A 27,000-nucleotide genomic window follows, 5' to 3' on the forward strand; every position below is an offset into this window, starting at 1 on the left:
CAAAAAGCCAGCCTGATCAGGCTGGCTTTTTTAGTTGTGCTCCCAACCATCGCCGGGTCTGCTGGCAATAATCCAAATAGGCTTGACCAAAGCTCTCTTCGAGAAAACTCTCCTCAGGCAGAATTTGAAAACGCTGAATATAGGCGATAAACCCAACCACCATTAGTGTTCCTGCCAAGCTGGCCAGGGCAACGCACTCTGCCACTAAGAGTATCGCCAATGCCAAATACATCGCATTGCGGCTATAACGGTAGGGGCCTCGGGTTACCAGTGCGGAGGTCTCCTTTAGTTTGTGTGGATTGATTGTGGTTCGTGCGCGGCGAAAGTAATAGAGTGCGGCCAGCGCCCAAGCCATGGCGCTTGTTGCTAACAGCACTGCGATGCCGAGATTAGTTAGACCTGCCGGGGAAGAAGAGGGCGCCAGCGCATAGATGCTGGCACCGCTGATAAGCCATATCAAAGGCGGGGGCAGAAGTAACTCTAGTCTGTGCAATCTTGCCCCTCCCTTGGCCGCTTGATGGCGGGCTAGTTCATACGGAACACCGCGAGATCTTTCACCAGTTGTTCGCGAAGTTCAGCCAGTTGGCTGGCGGTGCTTTGAGTCGAGCTTACATTATTCTCCACCTCGTGGGTGATCTCTTGCAAGGTGGTAATGTTCTTGGCGATCTCGTTGCTGGCAATGCTCTGCTGGTTCGCCGCAGTGGCAATGCTGGTATTCAGGTGATTAATATCGACGATCACCTGAGTCATCTCCTCCAAGCTTTGCTTACTTTGGATGTTGCTTTCGTTAGAGGACTCGCAGGTAGTCTTGGCCACCGACATCGCCTGAGTCACCGCAGTGATACCGCCTTGCAGGTTGTCCAGTTTCTCATTGATACCTTGGGTGCTGGTCTGGGTTTGATCGGCCAGATTGCGCACCTCTTCAGCCACCACTGAGAATCCGCGGCCATGGTCCCCGGCGCGCGCTGCTTCGATGGCGGCGTTAAGTGCTAGCAGGTTGGTTTGCTCAGCCAGCTTATCGATGGCGCCCAAGGCCATCACAATGCTGTTGATATCATTGCCCAGGCTTTCGACGGCCTGCTCGACTTGCACAACCTCGTTCATCAGCTGGGTGACGCTAGAACTCGACTGCGCGACTAACTGTTGGCAGAAGTCGATACGGTCGGTGCTCTGCTCGGTCAGGCTGGCTGCATCTTGGGTGGTTTGCGCGACAGTATCGGCGGTATGACTCATCTCTTGAACCGCGCTAACAGCTTGCTCGCAGACCGAGCCTTGCTGATTAACCAGCTGTAGGTTGTTGTTCGCGCGTTCACTGATTTTGTCACTGCTATCACCGAGGGCGCTGGCTGAGTTAGATATCTTGCCAAAGATACCCTGCAGATTAAGCGTGAACTGGTTGATGGCGTGAGCTATCTCGCCGAGGTCACCTTTGGCGCCGTCATCGAGGCGTTTGCTCAGGTCGATATCGCCGCTGGAGAACTCGGTGACTCGCGCGTTTAGCGCCTTAATGGGTCGATAACAAAGGCGGGCAATTAATAAAGTGAGGATGACGATAACCACACCAACAATTAACAGGCATAGCGTAATCGAGCGATTAAGCGCGTTGGCCTGAGCCTTCAGCTGCTGCATATTGACATAGCCCTGCAAACTCCAGGTTTGGCCGGATAGATCAATATCTTGCTGAAGCGGAGTTTGATCCGCTATTGGCTCGCCAGCGAGTACGGTGCCATCGGGGGCGAGCAGTGCGAAACTGGCAAGTTGCGAGCTGCTGGAGTCGACCAGTTGGCGGACCGAGCTGAGGTCGAGGAAGATAACATCGCCGCGACCAGACGATCCCGGGATGGCTACTGGCAGACGTGGGTTGTCTTGCTGGTAGTCGATGGCGCCCAGCCCAATACTCTGACCTGCGCCTTCAAGTAGCTGCAGAATGTTTTGGCTGATTTGCTCATCGTTCACCGTGCCTTGTGCGCCAAACACCATACCTTGGATGACCCGATAGATGTTGGCGAAGCCGGTCTTGTTCTGCAGGTTCTCAGGGGTGTCGGAGCTGGTATCCATGACATCGGCGACCAGTACCTGCTGACTAATATTTTGTTGAACTTGCTCCCCCAATAGCTGCATTGATTGCTCGATACTGTTCAGCTCGCTGCGCTGTAGGTAATCACTGATGAAGTAGCGAACGGCGAAGAAACTGACCAAGGTGGTGGTAACAACAATACAGAGAAAGAGGGCGGTAATTTGCTGCTTAAACGACAGTTGCATAACGATTCCTTGTACTTAAACGACTTGCTCCCGCTCTTGTTGGCGGTTGTCTACAACGGAACTACGGTTGCTATATTTTGTGATACTAATTAACTATATGAATGACTTGGTGTTTATTGCTTAACCCGCATCACATTTCTGAGTGGCTAAGCGAAAAAAAGCGGCCACTAAGGGCCGCTAAACGTTCGCTAAGGATTATTTCTTATCCGCGTATTTCATCGAGTCCAAGGCTACTGCGAAGATGATAATCGAGCCTTTGATGATGTACTGCCAGTAGGGGCTTACACCAATGTAGGTCATACCGTAGTTGATAACGGTGAAGATCAATACACCGGTAACCACGCCCGCAATACTACCCACACCACCGGCGAAGCTCACCCCACCGACCACACAGGCCGCAATGGCATCGAGCTCGTACATAAAGCCGAGGTTGTTGGTTGCACTACCGATACGGCCAGCTTCCAGCATACCGCCAAAGCCGTAGAACACACCGGAAAGTGCATAGATCTTCAGCAAAGTCACCGGCACGTTCACACCCGATACCTTGGCAGCTTCAGGGTTACCACCGATGGCAAAGATGTTCTTACCAAATACCGTCTTGTTCCATAGGATCCACATAAAGATGATGGCCCCGATGGCATAGAAGGTGAGGTAGGAGAGCCTGAATGTCCCGAAGCGGAGGAAGCCCTGGGCAAACTCAGAGAAGCGGGGGTCGAAGCCGGCAACCGGAGATGCACCAATTGAATCGAAGTACAAGGAGTTAACCCCGTATACGATAATCATGGTACCCAAGGTGGCAATAAACGGCGTCACCTTGAGATAGGCAACGATGATGCCGTTAACCAGGCCGATAACGGCACCGATGGAGCAGACAATGATGATGACGCCAATAATAGGTAGTTCACCCAAGTCTGGGAATACCTTGTTGACGTTGTCTACCGACTGCAACAGCGAGGCGGAAACCACCGCTGCTAAGCCAACCTGACGACCCGCCGAAAGGTCAGTACCTTGGGTGACAATCAGACCGGCGACACCCAGTGCGATAATGATACGTACCGAGCTTTGAGTCAGAATGTTACTGAGGTTACGCAGGCTCAGGAACGAAGGCTCCTGGATGATAATCACTGCAAGTAAGATAAATAGTACTGCGTAGATCCCACCCTCTTTGAGGTAGCGTAATCCTACGCTGCCGAGCTGTAAGCCGGGCTTAGTGTTATTCGTGTTGTCCATGACAGAGTCCTTTACAGATAGCGCGACGCTAAATTGAGAATTTCGTTTTGTGTGGTCTCTTTGGTATCAACGATGCCCGCCACCTTACCGTTACTCATTACCAGAATGCGGTCGGTGATGCCTAACAGCTCAGGCATCTCTGACGAGATGATGATGACCCCACGGTCCTTCTTAGCCAGCTCAAGAATCAGTTGGTAGATTTCATACTTCGCACCAACGTCGATGCCTCGAGTCGGTTCATCCAGCATCAATACCTCTGGCCCGGTTAGCAGCCAGCGGCCAATAATGACTTTCTGCTGGTTACCGCCGGATAGCGAGCCAATGTTAGTGCCGTGCGATGGCGTTTTAACGCTCATCGAGTCAATCACCCATTGGGTATCGCTCTTCATGCGCTTGTTGCTTAGCAAGCCGCTGCGTTCGCGATAGCTCTCTACATTGGCAACCAATGAGTTGAAGGTGATGTCTAGGTTGGCGTAAATACCAGTGGCCCGGCGCTCTTCGGTGACCAAGGCGAAGCCATTACGAATTGCTTCGTGAGCATCTTTGTTGGCCACTTCCTTGCCGTGGAGCTTGATACTGCCCTCACTGCGTTGGCGAATGCCAAACAGTGCTTCAACAATATCGGTACGTTTCGCGCCGACCAGACCGGCAATCCCCAACACCTCGCCCTTGCGTAGCTCGAAGTTAATGTCTTGAATGGAAGGCTGATTCAGTGCGGTGAGGTTGCTGACCTCGAGGATAGTCTCTTTCGGGACATTGGTTTTTTCAGGGAAACGCTGGGTCAGTTCACGGCCTACCATCATGGCGATGATTTGGTCCATGTCCAAGCCTTCAAGAGGCTGAGTGTTTACCCATTGTCCATCACGCAAGATGGTGATCTCATCACAAATGGCGAAGATTTCGTCCATCTTGTGCGAGATGTAGACAATGCCACAGCCGCGCTCCTTGAGCTTACGAATAATGGTGAATAGATGATTTACTTCTTTCTCGGTCAGAGAAGAAGTCGGCTCATCCATGATGACGATCTTGGCGTTGTATGAGAAAGCCTTGGCAATCTCCACCATCTGCATTTGAGAAACCGACAGCGACTCCACTTTGGTTTTCGGGTCGATGTCGATATCAAGTTCGTCAAACACCGCCTTGGTGTCGTGATACATCTTGTCGTGATCAACGAACAAGCCTTTAAGTGGATAACGGCCCAACCAGATGTTGTCCATTACCGTGCGTTGCTTAACCTGATTGAGTTCTTGGTGAACCATCGATACGCCCGCTTCCAAGGCCTGTTTGGAAGACTGAAAATCCACAGGCTTACCGAGAAAGCGAATGTCGCCGGCGTCTTTACTGTAAATACCAAACAAGCATTTCAGTAAGGTAGACTTACCCGCGCCGTTCTCACCCATCAAGGCATGTATCGAGTGAGGACGAACCTTTAGATTTACCTGATCTAATGCCTTTACACCCGGGAACGACTTATCGACCCCGGTCATTTCAAGCAGGTATTCGTTCTGTTTACTATCTGTCATGGCAAATTCCGAGAGAAAAAGCGGGGAGAACCCCCGCTTCTTTAGGGGTGAACTACTCTACGTTGCTAGCGTCCACACCCACGTAAGGAACGCGAACGATCTTCTCTTCGATTTTCCACTCGGTGCCATCGGCTGCAGCTTTGCCGTTAGCCAGATTACGAGCCAGCTCGAAGGTCGCTTTAGCTTGGTTTTGCGCATCGTTCAATACGGTACCCGCCATGTCGCCTGACTTAACCAAAGCCAATGCTTCAGTCAGAGCATCAACACCGAATACCGGTAGGTCAGTACCCGCGGCACGTAGCGACTCGATTGCGCCCATTGCCATTGCATCGTTGTTGGCGATAACCACTTCGATCTTGCTGCCGTTTGGACCAGAAATCCATGCATCCATCTTATCTTTGGCCATGGCGGTATCCCACATGCCAGTATCCAGATGTAGCTGCTCGGTCTCATAGCCCATATCGTTCAGGGTGCTGATAACGTAAGAGGTACGGGCTTCCGCATCTGGGTGGCCAGGCTCACCTTTCAGAAGTACAAACTGGATTTTGCCGTCGCCATTGAGATCCCAGCTTGGGTTGGCTTGCCAGTGCTTAGCAATCAACTGCCCTTGGATGATGCCAGACTCCTTAGAGTCGGTACCTACGTAGTAGGCTTTGTCGTAGCTGGCTAAGGCTTCAGCTGAAGGCTCTTTGTTGTAGAAGACAATCGGTACATCGTCCATTTTCGCTTTGTTGATCACAACTGGCGCTGCTGCTGGGTCCACCAAGTTGATCGCGAGTGCATCCACACCACGAGCTAGCATCACGTCAATCTGATCGTTCTGCATCGATTGGTTGTTTTGCGAGTCGTTCATCATGATGCGGGTGTCGCTATCAGAAGCGGCAGTAGATTCGATAGCTTGACGTACTACAGACATAAAGTTGTCATCGTACTTGTACACGGTAAAGCCGATGGTGGTAGCCATAGCTGAACCGGCAATCGTCATCCCTGCAACAAGCGTAGCGAGCGTAGTCAGTTTTTTCATTCCTATATCCTTTTATTGTCTTTGTACTTCTTTGTAGTTTGTAGGTAGGGTGCTTTGATAAGGTTTTCAGCACCAGCCAGTCGCAGTCTAGGGGAAATTTATACGCGATTATGTGAGGCCATTCGCACTACTAGGTAATCGTTTACACTCAGGTCACAAAATTTGGTTCAGCAATAATTTCTAACTCTGCGAGCACTTGACTAGCAGAGTGAGCCAGCTCACAAGCGGGTGAAAGGTAAACGCTATCCCTTTATAAATGGCGTCATGAATCAACTTTTTATCAAGAATCCGTGTATGAAATTTCCAGTGCAGCTATTCCCTTAACACGTTAAATAGGACTACCATGAGAGAATCTGCATAGTCCACGGAGGGTACATGCAACAAAGGGATATGGTGAGAAAAGTTAGGTTTCCACTACAGCTGCATCTGGCTACCATCATGGTACTGATGCTGGTGGTGACCTGCGCCATCATCGCTATTTTTAACTACCAGAAAACGTCCGAGATTGTTTCGTCAAATCAACGCGCTATCTTCAGCGAGATTGGCGAGAACGTGCTCGATCAGACGCGTTATACCTTAAACAGTGCCCAGTCTGCGGTACTGAATCTGCGCTACATTGAACCGACCGAACAAGATTTTCTGGAAAAGCCTGAGCGCTGGTTGATCATGCTGAGCAACGCCTTAGAGTTGCAACCCTTCCTCAGCTCGATCTATGTCGGTTTCGATAATGGTAGCTTTTATTTGGTGCGACGCTTTGACGATCAGGCTGATAGTCTGCGTCATGGCGGGCCGTTGGAAGCCCGGTACTCGGTGAACCAAGTATTGAAAGGCAAGGGTGAAATCCAATTCTATACCGAGGACCTGCAGTTTATTGCTGATCCTCTGGGGCGCGAGTACACCTATGACCCACGAGAGCGTCCTTGGTATCAGTTGGCCAGCGAGCAACAAGAAATTGTGGTAACCAGCCCCTATCGTTTTTTTACCAGCCAAGACATCGGCATGACCTTGGCCATTGCCGCACCTGACAAGCGCTTTGTAGTGGGCGCTGATATCACTTTGGTGGAGATGTCAAAGCTGCTACAGCGGCATGTGTTTACCCCTTCCACTGAGCTGGTGGTGTACAACGATTCCAAGACCTTGTTGGCCCACAGTAACCCGAGCCGCTTAGAAGTGCAGGCCGATAATCCACGGGCGCGCCAAGAGCTACCCAACCTCAATCAACTCGATGTGCCGGTCATGCAGCGTTTGGCGCAGCAGCAGCGCATCGGTGAGTTTGACCTTAAGGTGGGCTCTCAGACATGGCGTGGAGATGTGTCACTGATGGAGGTGGGGGTTGCCGACCTTTATCTTGGTATTGTTACGCCACTCGATGAGTTGCTTGGTGAGGCCAAATTGGCACGCGATACCTCGATGCTGCTATCCACCATTATTATGGTGATTTCTATCCCCATCGCGTGGATGTTCTCGAGGATGATCTCCAAGCCACTGCGGCTGCTCAAAGATCAGAGCGAAGCGATCATGTCGTTCGACTTTGCCAAATCCAAGCCCATCGACTCGATGGTGCAGGAGATCTACCAGCTAAGTAATACCACCGAGCGAATGAAAGCCACCATCGAGCAGTTCGCCGAAGTGTCGACCATCGTGGGGGAAGAAAACAGCTTCCAGCGCTTGCTGCAACGCTACCTAGACGAGCTCAACAAAATCGTTGGTATGCCCACCGGGGCTATCTGGTTGGCCAAGGAAGACGGCTATGAGCTGGCAGCTCAGCGCGGTGAGAAGATTGCGTTGCCCGAGCAGTTAAATGATGTGCAGGCGGCGCGTCAGCCCTTGGTGGCCAGCTTGCTCAATGAGTCGCACCACCGCCGCGCCAGTATGGTTCAGGTGAGTCACCAGCAGCAAGTGCACTCTGCCATGATCTGCCCACTGATCGACCGCCAGCGCAAAGTGATTGGCTTGATGGTGATGTTGGGCGAGCCCGGTACCTTATTGAGCCGACAGCGTCTGTCTTTTCTAAATGCCTTGAGTGGGGTGATCACCGTGGCGGTGGAAAACCGCCAGCTGATCGACGCCCAAAAACAATTGATGCAGGCCTTTATCGAGCTAATCGCCGACGCCATCGATGCCAAGTCGCCGTATACCGGGGCGCACTGTAAGCGGGTGCCAGAGCTGACTAAGATGTTGGCTAGGGCCGCTCAATACGAGACCCAAGGCGAGTTTGCTTCGTTCTCACTCAACGATGATCAATGGGAAGAGCTGCATATCGCCAGTTGGCTGCACGATTGCGGCAAGGTTACTACCCCCGAGTACGTGGTTGACAAGGCCACCAAGCTCGAGACCATCTACGATCGCATCCACGAGGTCAGGATGCGCTTTGAGGTGCTCAAGCGCGACGCCCAGTTGGAATACTGGCAGGCACGAGCGCAAGGCAAGCCTGCCGACAAACGCGAGTTGGAAGTGTTACTACGTGAACTCGATGAGGAGTTTGCTTTCGTTGCCAACTGTAATCAGGGCGGCGAATTTATGGAGAAAGCCGATATTGCGCGGCTTAAAACCATCGGCCAACGGCGCTGGCTGCGCACCCTCGATGACCGCTTAGGACTTTCTCACCTTGAGCTGGACCGCCTCAAGGCCTATCCGGCCAAGCCGCTGCCGCACCTGGAAGCTTTGCTGGATAATAAAGACGAACACTGCCAGCTGCGTACCCCATCTGCGGTCGAGCAACCGGAAAACCCTTGGGGCTTTAAGCTCAATGTACCGGAGTTTGAGTACAACCGCGGTGAGCTGCACAACCTGAGTATCGCGCGCGGTACTCTCACCGAGGAAGAGCGCTACAAGATTAATGACCATATCGTGCAGACCATCATCATGCTCGAGCAGCTGCCATTTCCCAGCTACTTGTCAAATGTGCCTGCGATTGCCGGCGGCCACCACGAGAAGATGGATGGCTCAGGCTATCCGCGCTGCCTGATGCGCGAGCAGATGCCTGTGACCGCGCGGATGATGGCGGTGGCGGATATCTTCGAGGCGCTGACCGCCTCTGACCGCCCTTACAAGAAGGGCAAGACCTTGAGCCAAGCCTTGAAGATTATGAGCTTTATGGCTAAAGATGAGCATATCGACCCTGCGCTATTCCGGCTGTTCCTGGAGCGGCGGGTTTACGAGAGTTATGCCAAGCAGTTCCTCGATAAAGAGCAAATCGATGAGGTGGATATCAGCGACTATTTACCTCAGGCCAAGTCGGCCTAGCTTAGCGTCTATCATCTCGACCTAGCTTAGGGCTATCATCAAAGAATACCGCCACCCAAATTGTCAGCTGCGCCGGGTCGGTCCACTCCACTCGGTGGCGCTCTCCTGCGGGTATGAGCAGATAATCTCCGGGGCCTAGGCGCATCTCTTTTGGCCGTGTTTCTTGTGGCTGTGTCGTTTCTGGCTGTGTTGTTTTTAGCTGTGTTTTGGGGGCATCGTCAAAGCGCAGTATGGCTGCGCCTTGCAACACGATTACCCACTCATGCTGATCTTGTTGATACCAAAAGCCGGGCTCCGAGCATTGGCCTTGGGAGAGGATCCGTTCAATCTTGACGCCTTTGGTGTCGATTAAGCTGGAGAACAGCTCGTTTTCGAGCTGTTTGGGGAGGTCTTGGAACAGGTTGCCATCCATGCTTACGCTCCGTGCTAGTGGACCTATCGCTTTCTCTAGCTTAGCGGGCAACCTGAGTTTGCGGGTAATCTCTCTTACTGAGCCGCGTTAGTTTTGATAGATGCGCTCTGCCCATAATGCTAGCCCCGAGGTAACACTGCCAAAGTTATCGCCGCTGATCATCGGCAGTTTGAAATGCTGCTCAAGGGCCTGCTTAACCAGCGGTGAGTTGGCGCTACCGCCAGTAAGGAACAGCTGGTCGGGCTGGCAACCGGCCTGAGCGACCACCTGATCAGCCAAGCCAATGATCTTGCTCAGCAGCTTATCTGAGGCTTGCTGGTAGTGTTGCTGACTTACCTCGGTGCTGAGGCCATCATCGAGAAAGTCTAGTTCGACTTGGCTGCTGGCATGTTGGCTAAGGGCAATCTTGGCTTGTTCGGCACAGGCGCTCAGTTGGTAGGTCATGCGTTCTTGTTGCAAGGTCTGCAAACGCTTCAGCGGCGCAGCACCCTGCTTGATCAAATCTTGGATCAGCAGGCGGGTCTCTTTGGAGTAGAACTGCATCTGCGCCGGGAAGTTGTTTACCGCGGCGGCATCCCAAAACGGCGCGCCGGGCACGTTGCGACCACTGCTGAGGGCCATGCCCGCGCCCAGCTCGGGCATTAGCGCTTCCATGTTCAGGGCAATATCAAAGTCATTCCCGCCGATCCGCTCACCGCTGTAGCCCAGCACCAACTGTTGATGGTCATGGCTGTCCAGATAACCGGGGCCCATGGTGAGCATCGAGACATCGCTGGTACCACCGCCGATATCCACCACCATCACCTTGCGCTCCTCGCTCAGTTGGTGCTGATAGGCCAGGCCCGCGGCCATCGGTTCATACAGGAACTCGACCTGCTTGAAACCAACAAAATTGGCCGCTTTAGTGAGGATCGCCAGCGCTTGCTGGTTGCTCTGCTCGCTATCCAGCCCTTGGAAGTTAACCGGGCGACCGATCACCACTTTCTCTAGGCGTTGGCCATGGACCTGCTCGGCGCGCTGCTTAAGGTGTAGCATCATTGCCGCGCAGATATCCTCAAAACGCTGCTGCTGGCGCTCTGGCAGGCCGGAGGCACCCAGGAAAGACTTAGGCGAGCGCACGTAGTAACAGTCGCCAGGGTCATCGAGATACTCATGCAGGGCGTGTTTGCCGAAGCTGAGCTGGTCGCCGTAGCCATCCAGTTTTAACTCGCGCATGGCGCGCAAGCTGCTGTTCAGGGTTTCGCTGCGTGCCTGTTGGTAGGCTTGCTCCAACCCATGCTGCTCAAGGGCGCGAAACAACCAGCCGGAAATCATATCGGCATGGGGGGCAAACATGGTTGAAGGCATGTACTGGCCATGCTCTGGCAAGGTCAACAAGCGAGGCTGCTGAGCGTCAACAACGCCCAGCGCGCAATTGGAGGTGCCGAAGTCAAAACCGGCGATGGATGAGGTGGTCATGGATGCGCGCCCTGTTTAGCAAAAAGCCGCGCAGAGTAACCAAGTCTGCAGGCTAAGTAAAGCGCTATCCCTATGCCTGCCAGTGCTCAAATCGTGTTCACTCAGTGGCGATGATTTGTTTATATAACAAAGTAACCAATAGTGTTTCTTGGTGGGGCGGTTTTCTTGGTAAGGATTGCTTAGTTAATCCGGTCCGCTAGAGCATTGCCTAACTAGAACAGGGCTGCATGCACAATTTGAGGGAGACAAGGATGAAAACTGCATTAGTTACCGGAGGGAACCGGGGCATTGGCGAGGCTATCGTGAGCGGGCTTGCCAGTCAGGGCTATCACGTGCTGCTCGGTTGTCGCAGCTTGGCGGCGGGGCAGAAGAGAGCACTGGCTACCCTGGGCAGCGTCACCGCGGTGGAGTTGGAGCTGGGCGATCCGGTGCAGTTAGCTGGACATATTGATCAGCTGCCGTCGCAACACCCGAGAATCGATGTGTTGGTGAACAATGCTGGGGTGCTTAATCAGGGCGGGATCATGGAGGTGGACCTGGCCACCTTGCAAGCTGCGATGCAGGTGAATTTCTGGTCAGCGTTTCAGCTCGCTCAGGCCATACTGCCGGGCATGTTGTCGCGTAACTACGGGCGAATCGTCAATGTCTCATCGGGCTGGGGCTCATTTCACGAGGGGCTGGCGGGACCTGCTGCTTACTCCCTGAGCAAGGCTGCGCTAAATGCACTGACCGCCATCATGTCTCACGATATCGGCCAGAACATCAAGATTAACGCCACCTGTCCGGGTTGGGTGCGCCCGCGTATGGGCGGCGATCAAGCAGAGCGAAGCCCGCAGCAGGGAGCTGAAACCGCACTTTGGCTGGCGACTTTGCCGCCCGAGGGGCCGAGCGGCGGGCTGTTCCGTGACAAGCAGTTAATTGCCTGGTGACAAGATGGCTTCGATGGCTGAGAGTTCGTCGTCCGCTAGCTGCAGGTTATCTAAGGCTGCAACGTTGTTCTCCAGTTGCGAAGGGGAGCTAGCGCCGATTAACACCGAGCTGACCCGCGGGTCTTTGAGAAGCCAAGCGATGGCTAGCTGAGACAGGCTTTGACCGCGCTGCTGGGCAATCTGATTGAGCGCGTTTAGTTGCGGCTGTGCCTGCTCCACCCGCTGGGTCTCCAGGTAGGTCATAGCTTTGGCGGCGCGTGAATCTTGTGGGATCCCTTGCAGGTAACGATCGGTCAACAGCCCTTGGGCGAGCGGTGAGAAGGCAATGCAGCCACTGCCGCCTTGCTCTAGGGTATCCAGCAGTCCATCTTCCACCCAGCGATCTAACATCGAGTAACGCGCCTGATGTAGCAAACATGGCGTACCCGCCTGTTGCAATAACTGGATAGCCTGCTCTGCCAGCTCTTTGGGGTAGTTAGAGATGCCTACGTAGAGCGCCTTACCACTGCGTACGATATCGCTCAGCGCGTGCATGGTTTCGCTAAGTGGGGTATCCGGGTCGGGGCAGTGGTGGTAGAACACATCCACATACTCCAGCTGCATCCGCTTTAGGCTTTGATCTAGACTGGAGACCAGATACTTTCGTGAGCCGCCACGCCCATAGGGCCCCGGCCACATGTCGTAGCCCGCCTTGGTGGAGATAAACAGCTCATCACGGTGGCTGGCAAAGTCGCTATGCAACATCCGGCCAAAATTCTGCTCGGCGCTGCCGTAACTCGGGCCATAGTTGTTCGCCAGATCGAAGTGGGTAATCCCCAGATTGAAGGCTTTGCGAGCGATATGCTGTGCCTGCAAATAACTGTCTACCGAGCCAAAGTTGTGCCACAGGCCCAACGACAATGCCGGCAGCCGCACCCCACTGTGGCCGCACTGGCGGTAATCCATTGATTGGTAACGTTGTAGATTTGCATGATAGGGGAGCAGGGCAGATTTATCGTTGATATCCATGGGGGCCTCGGTATCCAGAAAGCGGGAAATCGTTTACCCGGCTAGTGTGAAGGGTTTATCTGACCGGAGCGAGTATCAGCAAGGTGAACTGAGACTGCTCTCACACAGATAGCTCTCACATAGAAAGTTCTCACGCAGATTGCTGTTGGGTAGATAGCTCTCACAGGCTTGCTGGTGGAAACGTCGGGCAAGCTTATTCACCGTCTCCGTCGGCAATTTGCACTTGGTCTTTACCGCTATGCTTCGCTTGGTAAAGCGCTTTGTCGGCGCGGTCCACCAAGCTCAGTGCGGTGTGGTCCTGCGGACTTAAACAAGCAACGCCGATACTCACCGTTAGCGGCACCCGGGTATGTTGGTTAAACACTTCCAGCTTGCGGATGGTGTCGCACAGCTGCTCGGCAATCTCACAGGCGCGAGCGAGCGGGGCAAACGGCAGCAGCACCAAGAACTCCTCACCTCCCCAGCGGGCGGCGTGGTCGCTGTCGCGGATGCCCTGCTTACAGCACCAGGCGAGTTGCTTGAGCACCTCATCGCCACAGTTGTGGCCGTGGGTGTCGTTGATTTGCTTGAAGTTGTCGACATCCAACAGCAGGGCGCACAAGGGGCGCTGCATCTTGCGGCACAGCGAGAACTCTTTTTGCAAGGTGGTGGTCATCGCCCAGCGGTTCATCAGCAAGGTCAGGTTGTCGTAGTTGGCGCGCAGCTCCAATTGCTGCTGGCGATAGTACTGCTCGCTGTAATCGAGCATCAGGATCTGCACCGCCGCTTCGTCGCCCCATAGCACCCGCGATTGAGACAACTGCGCCCAGCACTGGGAGCCATCGGCCAACTGTAGCTGCAGCACCTGCTCATTGATCGCCTCTCCCTTGCTCATCAGCTGTTGATACTGCTGCTCGGTAAGCGGCTGCTGTTCGTGCAAGAACACATCCTTGAGGCTGGAGATGCGCATCAAGGTGGCGTCGTCGTCGTAGCCAAGTAGCTCGGCGGCGGCGCGGTTGCAAAACAAGATGGTAAAGTCGCGATGCACCACAATGCCCTGCAGTGAGCTCTCTAGTAGCGCCCGATAACGTTGCTCGCTGGCCGCGAGGCGCTTGCTGGCATCGATCTGCGCGCTCAGGTCAACAATGGAGATTTGCAGTGCCGGCTGGCCGCCCCACTCGGTGATATGGTCTACGGTGAGTACCGTGAGCTCATTGCCGTGTTTATCGCGGTTTTTAAAGATGCGGCTTCGCGGCGGTTCTTCACCATCCATCACTGCTTGGTAGGCACGTTTTGCCTCGATGTGGTCGCTTTCATCGATCAGAGGCAGCAGGCTACCCAGAGACATGATCTCTTCTGCGCTGCGGTAACCAAACACCCGGGCATAGTAATCGTCGACGTACAAGGGTTCGAAATCACGGTGGATGACCATGCCATAAAAACTGCTGAAGGTATCGAATGGTTCCATGCGTTGCCCAGATCTAATACTTAAGTAGCAAGTCTAGGCAGGCATAGCTACTTGCTCAAATTATCAGCATAAGTTCATAGCGATGGATCCATTTGGTAGGTCAGCCAATGGGTCTTGTTGGCTAGCTGTTGGTACAGTGCCTGCGCCGTATGGTTGTCATGGGCGGTAATCCAACGGACGCAGGGCCATTGGTGAGCGATAGCTTCGCGTTGCAGGGCGAGCAGCAGCGCTTTTGCGATCCCTTGGCGGCGGGCATCGGGCGCAACAAACAGGTCATCGAGAAAGCCCACCTCGGCGGCGCGCAGCGGTGAGGGCATACTGCGATAATGAATGAGCCCAACGATACGCTGCTGCTTATCCACTGCCAGTTGGCAATAAAAGGGCTTATTAGGATCGCTAATCCACGTCCATACCTTAGCGCGCATCTGCTGACTACTCTCAACCTGATAAAAGGCTGCATACTGCGCGTAGAGATCTTGCCACTGTTGCCAATCTTCGGCTTGCGGCGGTCGAATAGTGATGCCCATGACTCCTCCCTGTTTTCGGTCATTGAGTGCTAGCTATTGCGAATCGTCGTGAGGCTGAGTTTTTGTTGCCCGTGTTGGTCGAAGTTATCTGGCGCCAACCACTGCTCTAGCTCAGACTTACGCGCGGGCCACTCCTTATCGATAATCGAAAACCACGCAGTGTCGCGGTTGCGCTGTTTATACACCCGCGCTTGGCGAAAGGTGCCCTCATAGATAAAGCCCAAGCGCTCACTGGCATTGCGCGAGGCCTGATTCAAGCTGTCGCACTTCCACTCATAGCGGCGATAGCCAAGTTCGTCAAAGGCGTGGCGCATCATCAGATACATAGCTTCGGTGCTTAGTCGTGAACGCTGCAAGGCGGGCGAGAAATGCAGGTGGCCGACTTCGATGGCACCTTGTTCAGGGTCGATCCGCAAATAACTGGCCAGCCCCATTGTATTGTCGGTTTGCTGATCGACCAACACATAAAACAGCGGGTCTTGGCTTCTGCTTAGTGTCTCCAACCACTGCTGGAACTGCGGATAGTCTGCCCAAGGGGTATAGCTTAGGTAGGTGAAGGTTGTGGCGTTGGTATCTTGGATATAGGCGGCATACAAGCTGTTGGCATGGCGTGCGAGGTCGATGGCCTCAAGCCTTACGTAGCGGCCGTTAAGTGTTTGTCCGCTGGGAACTGATGCGCCTGACCAGTTTGGCAGGGGCTCACCGATGGGCAAGCTAGCTGAGCGCTTATCGTTGTAACTGTTGTGCATGGTATCTGGGCTTTCTCATAATAACTACGGTGTATGGATACTCATGCTAGGGTTGATTTGGTATTTTAAAAATAACCACTTTTGCATAATTTAAGCATACCAATCATGGCCTTTAACGATGCATTGGCACTGCTCAACCTGCGTCTGAACGATGTAGCGCGAGGGCAGCGCTATCTAAGCCTTGCCAAGCAGCTGCGCCAGCTCATAAGCGAGCAACGTTTAGCATTGGATAGCCGCCTGCCGGCTACCCGCAAGCTGGCGGAGCAGCTCGGAGTATCGCGCACCTCGGTGTTAAATGCCTACGAGGTGCTGGTGGCTGAAGGCTTGGTGCGGGCACGGCCTGGCTCGGGCTACTATGTGGCAGCGGTGCCTACGACAGCATCCTCAGCCCAGCGCCAGTCGGCGGCAAGTCATGTGCAAACCTCGCCAGCCAAGCACGCAAACCCAGCCTTTGCCAGCAGTGGCGATCTGGAGCAATTCCCCTTTGCCTTGTGGCGGCGCTGTCTGAATCGGGTATGGGCCAAGCCCGATCTGACGATGCTGTGCGAAGTCCCGGCAGGTGGCTATCATCCGCTAAAACAAGCGATCTGCGACTACAGCCTGCGATTACGTGGTGTGCAATGCCGACCCGAGCAGGTGTTTGTGACTGCCGGTAGCCGCGACACCTTGGCGCTGATCTATGCCGCATTGCTAGAACGTGGTAACTCCGTTGCGCTGGAAAACCCCTGCTATCCGCCACTACGCCAAGGGCTGTTGGCCCACGGCGCCAATCTACATCCCTGCGCGGTCGACGCTGAAGGAATGCAACTAGCCTCGGAGCCCTGCCGCTTGGCGTGGATGACCCCGGCCAAGCAGTATCCGACCTCGACGCTGATGAGCCGAGAACGGCGCATGGCTTGGCTAAGCTATGCGCGCGAGCATGGCACTTATTTGGTGGAAGATGACTTCGACGCCGAATTTATCTACCGGCGCAGCACACCCGAAACCTTGTGGCAGCTGAGTCAGCAAATGACAGATTCCTCGGTGCTGCTGGCTGGCAGCTTCTCCAAGGTGCTATTCCCCTCGCTCCGGGTCGGTTATCTGCTGGTACCTGAGCAGTTGGTGGAGCGCTTTACTGCAGCCCAGTCACGCTTGGGAAATTTGTGTTCGGTGCCGATGCAGCCGGTGGTGGCGGAGTTTATCGCCGAGCCACAGTTTCACAGCTACCTGCGGCGGATGCGCCGCCTCTATCAGCGCCGCCGCGACCACCTTTATCAGTTGATCGAATCGCAGCTGGCGGAGTACTTCCAGCCAGTGCTGCCCGACGGTGGCATGGTGATGCCGGTGTACGCCAAGAAGCGTCTAAGGCTTAGCGATTCAGCGCTGCAAGCGCAACTGAAGGAGTGTGGGATCCACGCCCCGGCGCTGTCAAAACAGTTCCATGGTGAGGGGAGGCAGGGGTTGCTGCTCGGCTATTCAGCCGCCTCAGAGGCGCAGCTTAGCGAGGCGGTAGCGAAGCTGGCTGAGCTGTGTCGCTCAGCCGATTAGTTCAGGCTGATTTTAGGTTTCCAGCAGGTAGTGGTCTTCGGGCAACTGCTTGGCTAGCCACAGCACCAGCTTGTGGCGCATCTCTGGGCCAGTTTGCTTATCTTTGGGCAGGGGAGTAAGTTGTTTATCTTCGGCGAGCAGCATGTAGATGGCCGCGACCTTATCCTTTTCTGAGGTGCCCGCTGGGAATTTGGCAAAACCGCGCTGCTGGGCGTATAGCTCGCCCACTTGCAGGGCTTTTTTCAACATCTGTGCTTCGTGCTTATAGGTTTTCACTGTCACGACTCCTTTTTTAAGCCACGTTAACCGATTTTGCCGGGCTTGCTAAGTCACGTCGCAGCACATTTTTATAAAATATACCCGAGCAAGCTCAAGATGCTCTGAATCCTGTATCTCGAGGTTGTTCGGGTATATCCGTTTAATCGACTTTGGCGGGAGGCCAAGCTCAGCAATGAAGGCAATGGAACAGCAACAGCAGCGCTTATTGTTATTGATGGCATTTGTGATGCCATTCAGTTTTTCGGTTTGGATGGTGCTGATCAATAACTTCAGTATCGACGTGGCCAACTTTACCGGCCGCGAAATCGGTATCTTGCAGAGCCTGCGCGAGGTGCCGGGCTTTCTCGCCTTTACCGTAGTGTTTGCACTACTGCCGATAAAAGAGCAGCGACTGGCGCTGATAAGCTTGCTTACCCTGGCGGTGGGGATCGCCATCACCGGGCTGTTCCCCTCGGTGGCGGGGCTGTATTTCACCACGGTGCTCATGTCCATCGGCTTTCATTACTTCGAAACGCTCAACCAGAGCCTAACGCTGCAGTGGGTCTCCAAGGATCAAACGCCCGCGTTTATGGGCAAGGCGCTGGCAGTAAAAGGCGCCGCGGCTATCTTGGCCTATGCCTCACTATGGGTGCTTTATCGTTGGTTGGAGTTAGATTACCTATGGCTGTACCTCGGCTTTGGCGGTGTCAGCGTGCTCGCAGTGGTGTACCTGATGCTGCGCTATCCGCTGTTTCCCACCCATCATGAGCAGCACAAGCATCTGGTGCTAAGGCGTCGCTATTGGCTCTACTACCTGCTGACCTTCTTCAGCGGCGCGCGCCGGCAGATCTTTGTGGTGTTCCCTTTATACCGAAAGATTAATACACGAAACTGCAAGTTATTTTGTTTAAGTTGTTGTAAATTAAGATAAAATAAAAATCAGGTACTTTACAATTAAGCACGAAATAGTAAAAGGTGAACACACCCGCCAAAACAAACAATCGAACTAAGCAAGAATGTAGCTTTTATTCTTTACAAAAAGAGTTGCAAAAATCAAAGCTTCATCACATTCCCGGATTCAGTCTAAATACCCCTCAATAATCTAACAAGCTGGCAGTAGAGGTACTAATCGATAGCTTATCATTTAGTTTAAATTGTTTGATACTCAAAATATAATTAAACTATATAGTTTGGTTATCAAGGTAAAGGAAGACCATTGACAGCCCATCAACATGATTTCTCGCCCCATAACCACCACGGAGAGAAGCGCACCTTCTACGTGCTAGCGCTAACCCTTGTCACCATGGTGATTGAGATTACTGCCGGTAGCGTGTATGGCTCGATGGCCTTACTTGCCGATGGCTGGCATATGGGGACCCATGCGGCGGCGTTTTGCATTACCTTGTTCGCTTATCGCTATGCCAGAGCGCATCAAAACGATGAACGTTTCTCATTTGGTACCGGCAAAGTCAGTGTGCTTGGCGGCTTTACCAGTGCGATAGCGCTGGGCATTGTCGCGCTTTTGATGTTCACCGAGTCGCTGCATCGATTGTTCAACCCCACTCAGATCCAGTTTAACGAGGCAATCGTTGTGGCTGTGGTAGGGCTGCTGGTCAACCTGGTGAGTATGTTTTTGCTGGGTGATCATCACCATCATCACCATCATCACGAGCATGGCCACGACCATCATCACGATCACAACCTTCGAGCCGCCTACATGCATGTGTTGGCAGATGCCCTTACCTCGCTGCTGGCGATCGTCGCGTTGGTGTTCGCGAAGTTCTACGGCTGGCAGTGGCTGGACGCGGTGATGGGCATGGTTGGCGCTTTAGTGATTGGTAAATGGACATTCAACCTACTCCGTCAAACCAGCCCGGTATTGCTTGATGAGAGTATTGACGCCGAGTATCGCGAGGCGATCAAGGCTGCATTATCCAAGACCGCGCGGGTGACCGATTTACATATTTGGAAGATTAGCGGCCACCACTACAACGCGGCAATTACTCTAGAGTCGGATGGTTCGTTGAGCGTGCAGCAGTATCGGCAGCTGCTCGCCCGGTTTGATAAGATTAGCCACCTAACCATAGAGGTACACCCAAGCCCATGGCAGAACTAGAACGACTGAATCGGCTACTCACCGAGTTTTACGACAAGATGTCATCGTGGGAGCAATCGGTGGTCAAGGAGACCGACTACTCCTTGGCTCAGGTCCATACCATCGAGGTGCTTGGCTGCTGTGGCGCTATGCGCATGAAGGAGTTGGCAGAAAAGCTGGGCGTGACCACCGGCACTTTGACGGTGCAGGTCGACAAGCTAGTTCGCGCCGGGCTAATTGAACGCCGCGCCCATCCGCAGGATCGCCGTGCCATAGTGGTGGTGCTTACCGAGGAGGGTGAGGTCATTCATCGACGCCACAATCAAATGCACTTAACCTTGGTGGAGGAGCTAACCCGGCACATCTCGCCTGAGCAGGAGTCGGAGCTGATAGGCTGCCTGGAGAAAATGAATCGCGAGTTTTAGCTGAAAAAACGCTTGACCTTAAAGCTATGTTTAAGCTTTATTGTTACTCAGACCTCATAAGGACTTTCAATCGAGCTGATGCAGATACGCGCTTACTTTCTGACATTGTTGATGCTGTTAAGTGTATTACCGAGTCATTCGGTGATGGCGCTTGGCCATGCGGCGGCGAACGCTGCCAGCTCAGCATCGTTCAGTGAGCTTGAGCCGCATAACGCACACTCGGTGCACTCTGGGCATGCGCATCACTCTGCTGCCTCTCAGCAAATGACTACCAGCGATGTCGCTGATTGCGAGTCGTCAAAACATCCTTGTCACTCGGCGCTTGAGCGTCATGACGAAGCCGCCGAGCAGTGTCAGCAAATCTGCCAAATCATGGCCTGCCAGATGTCATTTTTAGACAGCGGCAGCGCCTTGGTGCGCAATCTGTCGCTACCAGATATCCACAGCGAGCCCCCGCTGTCGTTTATTCCCTCAGTAAGCCCCGATCCTCTCTACAAACCGCCGCTGTTGTTGGCTTAAACGCCCGAGATCCGTTTAAACCAAGGGGTTACTCCCCATTACAACAACAGTAGGATGACCGATGTTTTCCAAATTTATTGTGGGCTTGAGCCTGATGCTGCCACTGAGCAGTTGGGCCGCCCTCAGCCTTGAGCAGGCAGAGCAGCTGGCGTTAGCGCTGGACCCTGCCAATCAGCGCTATAGCCAGCAGCAAGCCAGTTTGGGTGCCCAGGCTATTGCCAACTCACAGCTGCCAGACCCGATGCTGCGCTTTGGTGTGCAGGGGCTGCCCACCGACAGCTTCGCGCTGGACCAAGACCCAATGACCCAGTTACAGGTAGGGCTTAGTCAGCAGTTTTCCCGTGGCGACAGCCTGACGCTCACCGCCGAAGGCTACCAGCTACAAGCCCAGCAAAGCGCTGAGAAACAGGCCGAGCGTGCGCTGCAGATCCGTCGCCGAGTGCGCGAATTATGGTTTCAGCTCAGCTATGTGATTGAGGCCCAGCAGTTGGTGGCTGAAAACCAGCGCTTGCTGGAGCAAAACCTGCGTCATATTGAGCGCCAGGTTGAGCTGGGGCTGAAACAGAGCCAGGACTTACTCCAAGGCCAGCTACAACTGGCGCAACTGACCGACCAAGCCCAGCGCTACCAACAGCTGGAGCATAGCCAGCGCGCCATGCTGATAAGCTTAGTTGGCCCTTCTGCCGGGCAAGAGTTGCTGCCCGCTGCTGCCGACTGGCCTACTACCGTGGCCTACAGCCAGCGCGATGAGTACAACCACAGCGATCTGCTACTGCAGCACCCCAGTCTACTGGCGAGCCTCAATGCCATCGCCCAGGCTGACACCCGTATCGCGCTTGCCGAAGAGCGCTTCAAGCCGGCCTTCAAGGTAGAGCTGGGCTATGGGCACCGCCGAGCGCGCGAGCTTGATGGCAGCCAGCGCAGCGACATGCTTAGCGGCTTTGTCACCATGGACTTGCCGCTGTTTACCGACAAGCGGCAAAACCAACAGCTGATCGCCTCTGAGCATGGGCGTGGTATGGCGCTCGCCGAGCGTGACATGCTGCTGCAAGAGATGAACGGCATGCTCAACGCGGCCATCGCCAACTACCAGTTGTTGCAACAGCGACGACGCCACTATCAACAGGTGTTACTCCCTCAGGCCCAGGCACATATCGACGCGGTGGAGCAGGGCTTTGAGTCGACGACCAGCGATTTCAATCAGGTGATCCAAAGCCACCGCCAACAACTGATGCTGCAGCTCGAGCTGTTGCAGCTCGATAGTCAGGCCAATCAGGCCTTGGCGCAAATTCGTTACTTTCAAGGGAGCTAAGCACCATGAGTCGATTAATTATTGCTGCGGTGAGTATGTCTCTCGGGCTGGCTGGCGGTGTATGGCTTAGCCAACATAGCGGGTTGAGCTTTGAGGGGGCGATGGCCAGTGACAGCGGCGAGCCTCAGCCGCTTTACTGGGTCGCACCGATGGACCCAAATTACCGGCGCGATGCGCCAGGTAAGTCGCCGATGGGGATGGACCTTGTCCCCGTCTATGAGGAAGCCGGCGCGAGCCGCGAACCAGGCATGGTCACCATCGATGCCAGCGTCGAGAACAATCTTGGGGTGCGCTTAGCCGAGGTGCAACAAGGGGCATTTGTGCAGGAGGTTCGAGCAACCGGCAGCCTCAGCTTGGATCAGGATAGCCGCTGGCAGCTTAACTCCCGGGTGTCTGGCTGGGTGGAACAGCTGCATGTTCGCGCCGAAGGGGAGTGGGTTGAAAAAGGCCAAGCGCTGTTTTCCCTGTACTCGCCCGAGTTAGTGAAGGCGCAAGATGATCTGCTCAATGCCAAGGCATTAGGCAACCAGCGAATGCTCAATGCGGCGCGCCAGCGGCTGCGTTTTCTAGGGGTCGATGAGGGGTTTATCGAGCGGCTGCTAACCAGCGGCAAGCTTAAAGAGCAAGTGACTTACTACGCCCCTGATTCGGGCTACGTGATGCGCCTCGGCGTGGCCGAAGGCGGATTTATCTCACCGGCCTCAGAGCTGATTAGCGCCGCCCGGCTCGACCAGATCTGGCTGATTGCTGAGTTGTTTGAATCCCAAGCCCAGCAGCTTGCCCTCGGCGATCGTGCTGTGATGCAGGTTGACAGCTATCCGGGGCAGCTTTGGCAAGGGGAAGTGGATTACATCTATCCCCAATTGGATGCGCAAAGCCGCACCCTGCAGGTTCGGGTTAAGTTCGACAATGCCGATCAGCGACTCAAGCCCAACATGTATGCCCAGCTGCAGTTGCAGGCCGAAGCTGGCCAGCCCAGCTTGTTTATCCCGCGCGAGGCGGTGATCTACGGCGGTGAGTTTAACCGGGTGGTGATGCGCCGAGGAAGCGGACAGTATCAATCGGTGCGGGTAGAGCTTGGCCGAGAGAATGCCAATCAGGTGGAGGTCCTCGGTGGCTTGGAAGTGGGCGATCAGGTGGTGACCAGTGCGCAGTTTATGCTCGATTCTGAGTCTAGCTTGACCGCCGAGTTCAGCCGGATCGGCCCGCCGGATCGTTGGGTTGAGCAAGCCCAGCTTGCCGGTGTGGTGCGGGCGGTTAAGTCTCACGCGCTAACCATCGATCACCAACCCGTAGAGCAATGGAGTTGGCCGGCGATGGTGATGGATTTCCCGGTCGAGCCAGAGCTAATCAGCCAAACGCTTGAGCCGGGCCGCGAGCTTAGCTTTACCGTAGAAAAGCAGGGCAACGACTATCGGATTGTTGGGCTAACACCGCTGGGAATGAGCCCGCTTGAGAGTGGGCAACATGGGCACAACCATGGCGACATGAATCACGCGGATATGGACCACAGCAGCATGGACCATTCGAGCATGAATCATGGCGAGATGGACCACAGCAGCATGAATCATGGCGAGATGGACCACAGCAGCATGGACCATTCGAGCATGAATCACGTCGAGATGGACCACAGCAGCATGGATCATTCAAGCATGAATCATGCAGGGATGGACCACAGCAGCATAGACCATTCGAGCATGAATCACGGCGAGATGGACCACAGCAGCATGGATCATTCAAGCATGAACCATGGCGAGATGGCACACAGCAATATGGACCACTCAAGCATGAATCACGGCGAGATGGACCACAGCGGCATGGACCATTCAAGCATGAATCATGGCGTGATGGACCACAGCAGCATGGACCACTCGAGCATGAATCACGGCGAGATGGACCACAGCGAGATGGAACATGGAGGTGAGCATGATTGAAGCCATCATTCGCGGCTCACTGAACAACCGTTTCCTGGTGTTGTGTGCGGCGCTGCTGCTCGGCGTGTATGGTCTGTTCTCGCTGCGCACCACTGCGGTGGATGCGATCCCTGATTTGTCTGACGTTCAGGTGATCATCAAGACCAGCTACCCGGGGCAAGCGCCGCAGGTGGTGGAAGATCAGGTGACTTATCCGCTGACCACTGCCATGTTGTCGGTACCGGGAGCGACCACGGTGCGCGGTTATTCGTTCTTTGGCGACTCTTATGTGTACATCCTGTTTGAGGATGGCACCGACATCTACTGGGCGCGTTCGCGAGTGCTGGAGTACTTGTCGCAAGTGAGTGGTAGGCTGCCCGCTACCGCTAAACCCGAGCTGGGCCCGGATGCCACCGGGGTGGGCTGGATCTTCTCCTACGCCCTGAGCGACCGCACTGGCCAGCATGACTTAGCCCAGCTGCGTAGTTTGCAGGACTGGTTCCTGAAATACGAGCTACAAACCGTGCCGGGGGTGTCGGAGGTGGCCACCGTTGGCGGCATGGTGAAGCAGTATCAGGTCAGCGTCGACCCAGATAAGCTACGCGCCTACGACCTGCCGCTGAGCGCCATTAGCATGGCCATCAAGCGAGGCAATCAAGAAAGCGGCGCCAGTGTGATTGAGCTGGGCGAGGCCGAATACATGGTGCGCAGCGGCGGCTATTTGAGCAGTATCAGCGATCTTGAAGCGCTGCCGCTGAAAGTGAGTCAGCGCGGTACCCCACTACTGTTGGGCGAGGTGGCTAAGATAAGCCTTGGGCCACAGATGCGGCGTGGACTATCTGAGCTGAACGGGGAAGGCGAGGTAGTCGGTGGCGTAGTGGTGATGCGCTATGGCGAAAATGCCCGCGAGGTAATCGCCGCAGTAAAAGCTAAGTTGAACGAGCTGCAGCGCAGCTTGCCGGAAGGGGTTGAGCTGGAGGTGACCTACGACCGCGCAGGCTTAATCGAAGAGGCAGTCAGTAACCTCAACCAAACCTTACTCAAAGAGTTGGCAGTGGTAGTGCTAGTGTGTGCGCTGTTCCTGTTCCACCTGCGCTCATCGACGGTGATCTTGCTCAGTTTGCCTTTGGGGATCTTAGCCGCCTTTGTGGTGATGCGCCTGCAGGGCATCAACGCCAACATCATGTCGCTGGGCGGGATTGGTATCGCCATTGGCGCCATGGTTGATGGCGCGATCGTGATGATTGAAAACCTCCACAAGCACAACGAGCGAACACCACTTAACGAGCACAACCGCTGGCAAATCGTAGGCCTAGCCGCCAGTGAGGTGGGCAAGCCGCTGTTTTTCTCACTGTTGATCATTACTTTAAGCTTTGTACCGGTGTTCGTACTGGAGGGGCAAGAGGGCAAGATGTTCGCGCCCTTGGCCTTCACCAAGTCCTATGCCATGGCGGCCGCGGCGATACTGGCGATTACCCTAGTGCCAGTGCTGATGGGCTATTTTGTGCGCGGTAAGATCCTGGCCGAGCAACGTAACCCGCTAAATCGCATGCTGATCGCTGCCTATCGGCCGATGCTGAACTTTAGCCTGCGCCGACCCAAAACAGTGATCTCCTTGTCGTTGTTGGCGCTGGCCTCCTCTTGGTATCCCTACTCACAGATGGGCAGCGAGTTTATGCCGCCGCTGGATGAGGGCGACTTGATGTATATGCCCACCACCTATCCGGGGATCTCCATTGGTAAGGCGCGCGAGCTGTTGCAGCAAACCAACAAGCTGATCAAAACCGTCCCGGAAGTGAAAAGCGTTTGGGGCAAGGTTGGACGCGCCGACACGGCCACCGATCCTGCGCCGCTGACCATGATTGAGACCTTCATTCAGCTCAAACCGCGATCCGAGTGGCGGCCCGGACTGACCAGCGAAGGGTTGCGTCAGGAGCTGGACAGCTTGGTGCAGTTCCCGGGCTTGAGTAACGCCTGGGTGATGCCCATCAAGACCCGCATCGACATGTTGGCCACCGGCATCAAAACCCCGGTGGGCATCAAGATTGCGGGGCCTGACTTACAGGTGATTGAAGGGCTGGGCGAGCAGCTGGAAGAGCTACTTAAGCAGGTTCCCGGTACCGCATCAGCCTACGCTGAACGGGTAGCGGGCGGGCGTTACATCACCATCGACATCGACCGGCAGCGGGCGGCCCGCTATGGGCTGAGCATCAGCGATATCCATGAGCTGACCAGCGCCGCGGTGGGTGGTATGAACGTCTCCGAAACCGTGGAAGGGCTGGAGCGCTACCCCATCAACCTGCGCTATCCCCAGCGTTATCGCGACTCATTAGAGAAGCTGAAATCGCTGCCGATCATCACACCCGCTGGTCAGCGTCTTCTGTTAGGCGACATCGCCGAACTGCGCTTTGCCGATGGCCCGCCGATGATCAAAACCGAAAACGCGCGCCCCAATGGTTGGATTTTCGTCGACATTGAGGGGCGTGATTTGGGCTCCTACGTGGCAGACGCTCAGGCCTTTGTGGCTCAGCATCTCACCCTTCCCGCCGGTTATTCGCTGAGTTGGGCTGGGCAGTATGAGTACATGCAACGAGCCATGGATAAGCTGCGAATGGTCATTCCCGCCACCTTGGTGATTATCGGCCTGCTGCTTTACATGAGTTTTCGCCGTTTTGCGGAGGTGGCCATTATTGTCGGAACCTTACCGCTGGCCTTGGTGGGTGGCCTTTGGTTAATGCACTGGCTGGGCTTCAACATGTCGATCGCGGTTGGGGTGGGCTTTATCGCGCTGGCCGGGGTGGCGGTGGAAACCGCCATCATCATGTTGGTATATCTCAATCAAAGCTGGCAAGCCGCCCAAGCTAGCGGCCGCCAGTTAGGACGCGAGCAGCTGGAGCAGGCGATCCGTGAGGGGGCTGGGCAGCGGATCCGCCCGGTGATGATGACCGATCTGACGGTGATTATTGGCCTGATCCCAATGTTAATCAGCGCTGGTACCGGCTCGGAGGTGATGAGTCGTATCGCCGCGCCAATGCTCGGCGGCGCGCTGTCATCGGCGCTGTTAACGCTATTGGTACTGCCTGCCATCTACAAGCTGTGGAAACAGCACAGCCACCAACTTTAACCGAAGCTAACA

The 27,000-nt window shown here is 54.7% G+C and carries 21 protein-coding genes and 1 pseudogene; 10 read left to right on the top strand and 12 right to left on the bottom strand.

The genetic code is table 11. From position 1 onward, the window contains the following. Positions 1-16: 16 nt before the first annotated feature. The 5 genes from G462_RS0116055 to mglB all read right to left on the bottom strand — a co-directional run bounded on the left by G462_RS0116055 (position 17) and on the right by mglB (position 6,039). Positions 17-493: a methyltransferase family protein gene (locus G462_RS0116055; protein ID WP_026959902.1), complete on the bottom strand. Its 477-nt coding sequence runs from the start codon at positions 491-493 to the stop codon at positions 17-19. A 32-nt stretch (positions 494-525) separates the two neighbouring features. Continuing rightward, positions 526-2,262 (bottom strand): methyl-accepting chemotaxis protein, encoded by a 1,737-nt coding sequence (locus G462_RS0116060; RefSeq protein ID WP_051326797.1) that lies wholly within the window; start codon positions 2,260-2,262, stop codon positions 526-528. A gap of 195 nt (positions 2,263-2,457) precedes the next feature. Continuing rightward, positions 2,458-3,492 carry a galactose/methyl galactoside ABC transporter permease MglC gene (gene mglC, locus G462_RS0116065; protein WP_026959904.1) on the bottom strand — a complete coding sequence of 345 codons (1,035 nt, stop codon included), beginning with the start codon at positions 3,490-3,492 and terminating at the stop codon, positions 2,458-2,460. Between the two features lie 11 nt (positions 3,493-3,503). Further along, the gene (mglA, locus tag G462_RS0116070; protein WP_026959905.1) at positions 3,504-5,015 is read right to left on the bottom strand and encodes a galactose/methyl galactoside ABC transporter ATP-binding protein MglA; all 1,512 of its coding nucleotides are present in this window, start codon (positions 5,013-5,015) and stop codon (positions 3,504-3,506) included. A 52-nt stretch (positions 5,016-5,067) separates the two neighbouring features. After that, positions 5,068-6,039, bottom strand: coding sequence for a galactose/glucose ABC transporter substrate-binding protein MglB (gene mglB, locus G462_RS0116075; RefSeq protein WP_026959906.1), 972 nt, complete (start codon positions 6,037-6,039; stop codon positions 5,068-5,070). A gap of 375 nt (positions 6,040-6,414) precedes the next feature. On the opposite strand from mglB, the gene G462_RS0116080 reads away from it, so the two are divergent. Beyond that, positions 6,415-9,285 (top strand): HD domain-containing phosphohydrolase, encoded by a 2,871-nt coding sequence (locus G462_RS0116080; protein ID WP_026959907.1) that lies wholly within the window; start codon positions 6,415-6,417, stop codon positions 9,283-9,285. 1 nt (position 9,286) lies between these two features. Here G462_RS0116080 and G462_RS0116085 read toward each other — a convergent pair whose 3' ends face one another. Both G462_RS0116085 and yegD read right to left on the bottom strand, forming a co-directional pair. Further along, the gene (locus G462_RS0116085) at positions 9,287-9,697 is read right to left on the bottom strand and encodes a cupin domain-containing protein (RefSeq protein WP_026959908.1); all 411 of its coding nucleotides are present in this window, start codon (positions 9,695-9,697) and stop codon (positions 9,287-9,289) included. Between the two features lie 87 nt (positions 9,698-9,784). Then, complete coding sequence (gene yegD / locus G462_RS0116090; RefSeq protein WP_026959909.1) at positions 9,785-11,155, bottom strand: molecular chaperone; 1,371 nt, start codon at positions 11,153-11,155, stop codon at positions 9,785-9,787. Between the two features lie 251 nt (positions 11,156-11,406). Between yegD and G462_RS0116095 the strand changes: the two genes are divergently transcribed. After that, complete coding sequence (locus tag G462_RS0116095; protein WP_035478007.1) at positions 11,407-12,084, top strand: SDR family NAD(P)-dependent oxidoreductase; 678 nt, start codon at positions 11,407-11,409, stop codon at positions 12,082-12,084. On the opposite strand, the gene mgrA is transcribed toward G462_RS0116095, so the two are convergent. The 4 genes from mgrA to G462_RS0116115 form a co-directional block, all read right to left on the bottom strand. Continuing rightward, positions 12,070-13,092 carry an L-glyceraldehyde 3-phosphate reductase gene (gene mgrA, locus G462_RS0116100; protein ID WP_026959911.1) on the bottom strand — a complete coding sequence of 341 codons (1,023 nt, stop codon included), beginning with the start codon at positions 13,090-13,092 and terminating at the stop codon, positions 12,070-12,072. The two genes, G462_RS0116095 and mgrA, sit on opposite strands and share 15 nt — an antisense overlap. A 193-nt stretch (positions 13,093-13,285) precedes the next feature. Then, positions 13,286-14,539, bottom strand: coding sequence for a sensor domain-containing diguanylate cyclase (locus tag G462_RS0116105; RefSeq protein ID WP_026959912.1), 1,254 nt, complete (start codon positions 14,537-14,539; stop codon positions 13,286-13,288). Positions 14,540-14,613: 74 nt separating this feature from the next. Further along, positions 14,614-15,066: a GNAT family N-acetyltransferase gene (locus G462_RS0116110; protein WP_026959913.1), complete on the bottom strand. Its 453-nt coding sequence runs from the start codon at positions 15,064-15,066 to the stop codon at positions 14,614-14,616. Between the two features lie 29 nt (positions 15,067-15,095). Beyond that, positions 15,096-15,815 (bottom strand): GNAT family N-acetyltransferase, encoded by a 720-nt coding sequence (locus G462_RS0116115; protein ID WP_051326799.1) that lies wholly within the window; start codon positions 15,813-15,815, stop codon positions 15,096-15,098. A gap of 105 nt (positions 15,816-15,920) precedes the next feature. On the opposite strand from G462_RS0116115, the gene pdxR reads away from it, so the two are divergent. Further along, positions 15,921-17,342, top strand: coding sequence for a MocR-like pyridoxine biosynthesis transcription factor PdxR (gene pdxR / locus G462_RS23045; RefSeq protein ID WP_035478010.1), 1,422 nt, complete (start codon positions 15,921-15,923; stop codon positions 17,340-17,342). A gap of 12 nt (positions 17,343-17,354) precedes the next feature. On the opposite strand, the gene G462_RS0116125 is transcribed toward pdxR, so the two are convergent. After that, positions 17,355-17,618: a DUF5062 family protein gene (locus tag G462_RS0116125; RefSeq protein ID WP_026959915.1), complete on the bottom strand. Its 264-nt coding sequence runs from the start codon at positions 17,616-17,618 to the stop codon at positions 17,355-17,357. Between the two features lie 175 nt (positions 17,619-17,793). Between G462_RS0116125 and G462_RS23050 the strand changes: the two are divergent. The 7 genes and pseudogenes from G462_RS23050 to G462_RS0116160 form a co-directional block, all read left to right on the top strand. Continuing rightward, positions 17,794-18,462, top strand: a pseudogene (locus G462_RS23050) (MFS transporter); the annotation flags it as partial. Positions 18,463-18,816: 354 nt separating this feature from the next. Then, positions 18,817-19,716 carry a CDF family Co(II)/Ni(II) efflux transporter DmeF gene (gene dmeF, locus G462_RS0116135; RefSeq protein WP_026959916.1) on the top strand — a complete coding sequence of 300 codons (900 nt, stop codon included), beginning with the start codon at positions 18,817-18,819 and terminating at the stop codon, positions 19,714-19,716. Continuing rightward, on the top strand, positions 19,704-20,120 hold the full coding sequence (locus tag G462_RS0116140) for a MarR family winged helix-turn-helix transcriptional regulator (protein WP_026959917.1): 417 nt from the start codon (positions 19,704-19,706) through the stop codon (positions 20,118-20,120). The genes dmeF and G462_RS0116140 overlap by 13 nt, the downstream gene beginning before the upstream one ends. A gap of 78 nt (positions 20,121-20,198) precedes the next feature. Further along, the gene (locus G462_RS0116145; RefSeq protein WP_026959918.1) at positions 20,199-20,639 is read left to right on the top strand and encodes a hypothetical protein; all 441 of its coding nucleotides are present in this window, start codon (positions 20,199-20,201) and stop codon (positions 20,637-20,639) included. 61 nt (positions 20,640-20,700) lie between these two features. After that, a complete protein-coding gene (locus G462_RS0116150) occupies positions 20,701-21,951 on the top strand; it encodes a TolC family protein (RefSeq protein ID WP_026959919.1) in 1,251 nt (416 codons plus the stop codon). A 5-nt stretch (positions 21,952-21,956) separates the two neighbouring features. Then, positions 21,957-23,885 (top strand): efflux RND transporter periplasmic adaptor subunit, encoded by a 1,929-nt coding sequence (locus G462_RS25075; protein WP_051326800.1) that lies wholly within the window; start codon positions 21,957-21,959, stop codon positions 23,883-23,885. Next, positions 23,878-26,988 carry an efflux RND transporter permease subunit gene (locus G462_RS0116160; protein WP_026959920.1) on the top strand — a complete coding sequence of 1,037 codons (3,111 nt, stop codon included), beginning with the start codon at positions 23,878-23,880 and terminating at the stop codon, positions 26,986-26,988. Before G462_RS25075 ends, G462_RS0116160 begins: the two co-directional genes overlap by 8 nt. The last annotated feature ends 12 nt before the right edge of the window (positions 26,989-27,000 follow it).

The sequence above is a fragment of the Aliagarivorans taiwanensis DSM 22990 genome, assembly GCF_000429505.1.
GTDB lineage: Bacteria > Pseudomonadota > Gammaproteobacteria > Enterobacterales > Celerinatantimonadaceae > Aliagarivorans > Aliagarivorans taiwanensis.

Bases quoted from the DNA above. Each gene is read 5' to 3' on its own strand.
- G462_RS0116080 (WP_026959907.1), top strand. From the start codon at position 6,415: ATGCAACAAAGGGATATGGTGAGAAAAGTTAGGTTTCCACTACAGCTG.
- G462_RS0116110 (WP_026959913.1), bottom strand. From the start codon at position 15,066: ATGGGCATCACTATTCGACCGCCGCAAGCCGAAGATTGGCAACAGTGG.
- G462_RS0116060 (WP_051326797.1), bottom strand. From the start codon at position 2,262: ATGCAACTGTCGTTTAAGCAGCAAATTACCGCCCTCTTTCTCTGTATT.
- G462_RS0116140 (WP_026959917.1), top strand. From the start codon at position 19,704: ATGGCAGAACTAGAACGACTGAATCGGCTACTCACCGAGTTTTACGAC.
- G462_RS0116115 (WP_051326799.1), bottom strand. From the start codon at position 15,815: ATGCACAACAGTTACAACGATAAGCGCTCAGCTAGCTTGCCCATCGGT.
- G462_RS0116160 (WP_026959920.1), top strand. From the start codon at position 23,878: ATGATTGAAGCCATCATTCGCGGCTCACTGAACAACCGTTTCCTGGTG.
- G462_RS0116145 (WP_026959918.1), top strand. From the start codon at position 20,199: ATGCAGATACGCGCTTACTTTCTGACATTGTTGATGCTGTTAAGTGTA.
- mglA (WP_026959905.1), bottom strand. From the start codon at position 5,015: ATGACAGATAGTAAACAGAACGAATACCTGCTTGAAATGACCGGGGTC.
- G462_RS25075 (WP_051326800.1), top strand. From the start codon at position 21,957: ATGAGTCGATTAATTATTGCTGCGGTGAGTATGTCTCTCGGGCTGGCT.
- G462_RS0116085 (WP_026959908.1), bottom strand. From the start codon at position 9,697: ATGGATGGCAACCTGTTCCAAGACCTCCCCAAACAGCTCGAAAACGAG.
- G462_RS0116095 (WP_035478007.1), top strand. From the start codon at position 11,407: ATGAAAACTGCATTAGTTACCGGAGGGAACCGGGGCATTGGCGAGGCT.
- mglB (WP_026959906.1), bottom strand. From the start codon at position 6,039: ATGAAAAAACTGACTACGCTCGCTACGCTTGTTGCAGGGATGACGATT.
- G462_RS0116150 (WP_026959919.1), top strand. From the start codon at position 20,701: ATGTTTTCCAAATTTATTGTGGGCTTGAGCCTGATGCTGCCACTGAGC.
- mglC (WP_026959904.1), bottom strand. From the start codon at position 3,492: ATGGACAACACGAATAACACTAAGCCCGGCTTACAGCTCGGCAGCGTA.
- mgrA (WP_026959911.1), bottom strand. From the start codon at position 13,092: ATGGATATCAACGATAAATCTGCCCTGCTCCCCTATCATGCAAATCTA.
- G462_RS0116105 (WP_026959912.1), bottom strand. From the start codon at position 14,539: ATGGAACCATTCGATACCTTCAGCAGTTTTTATGGCATGGTCATCCAC.
- pdxR (WP_035478010.1), top strand. From the start codon at position 15,921: ATGGCCTTTAACGATGCATTGGCACTGCTCAACCTGCGTCTGAACGAT.
- yegD (WP_026959909.1), bottom strand. From the start codon at position 11,155: ATGACCACCTCATCCATCGCCGGTTTTGACTTCGGCACCTCCAATTGC.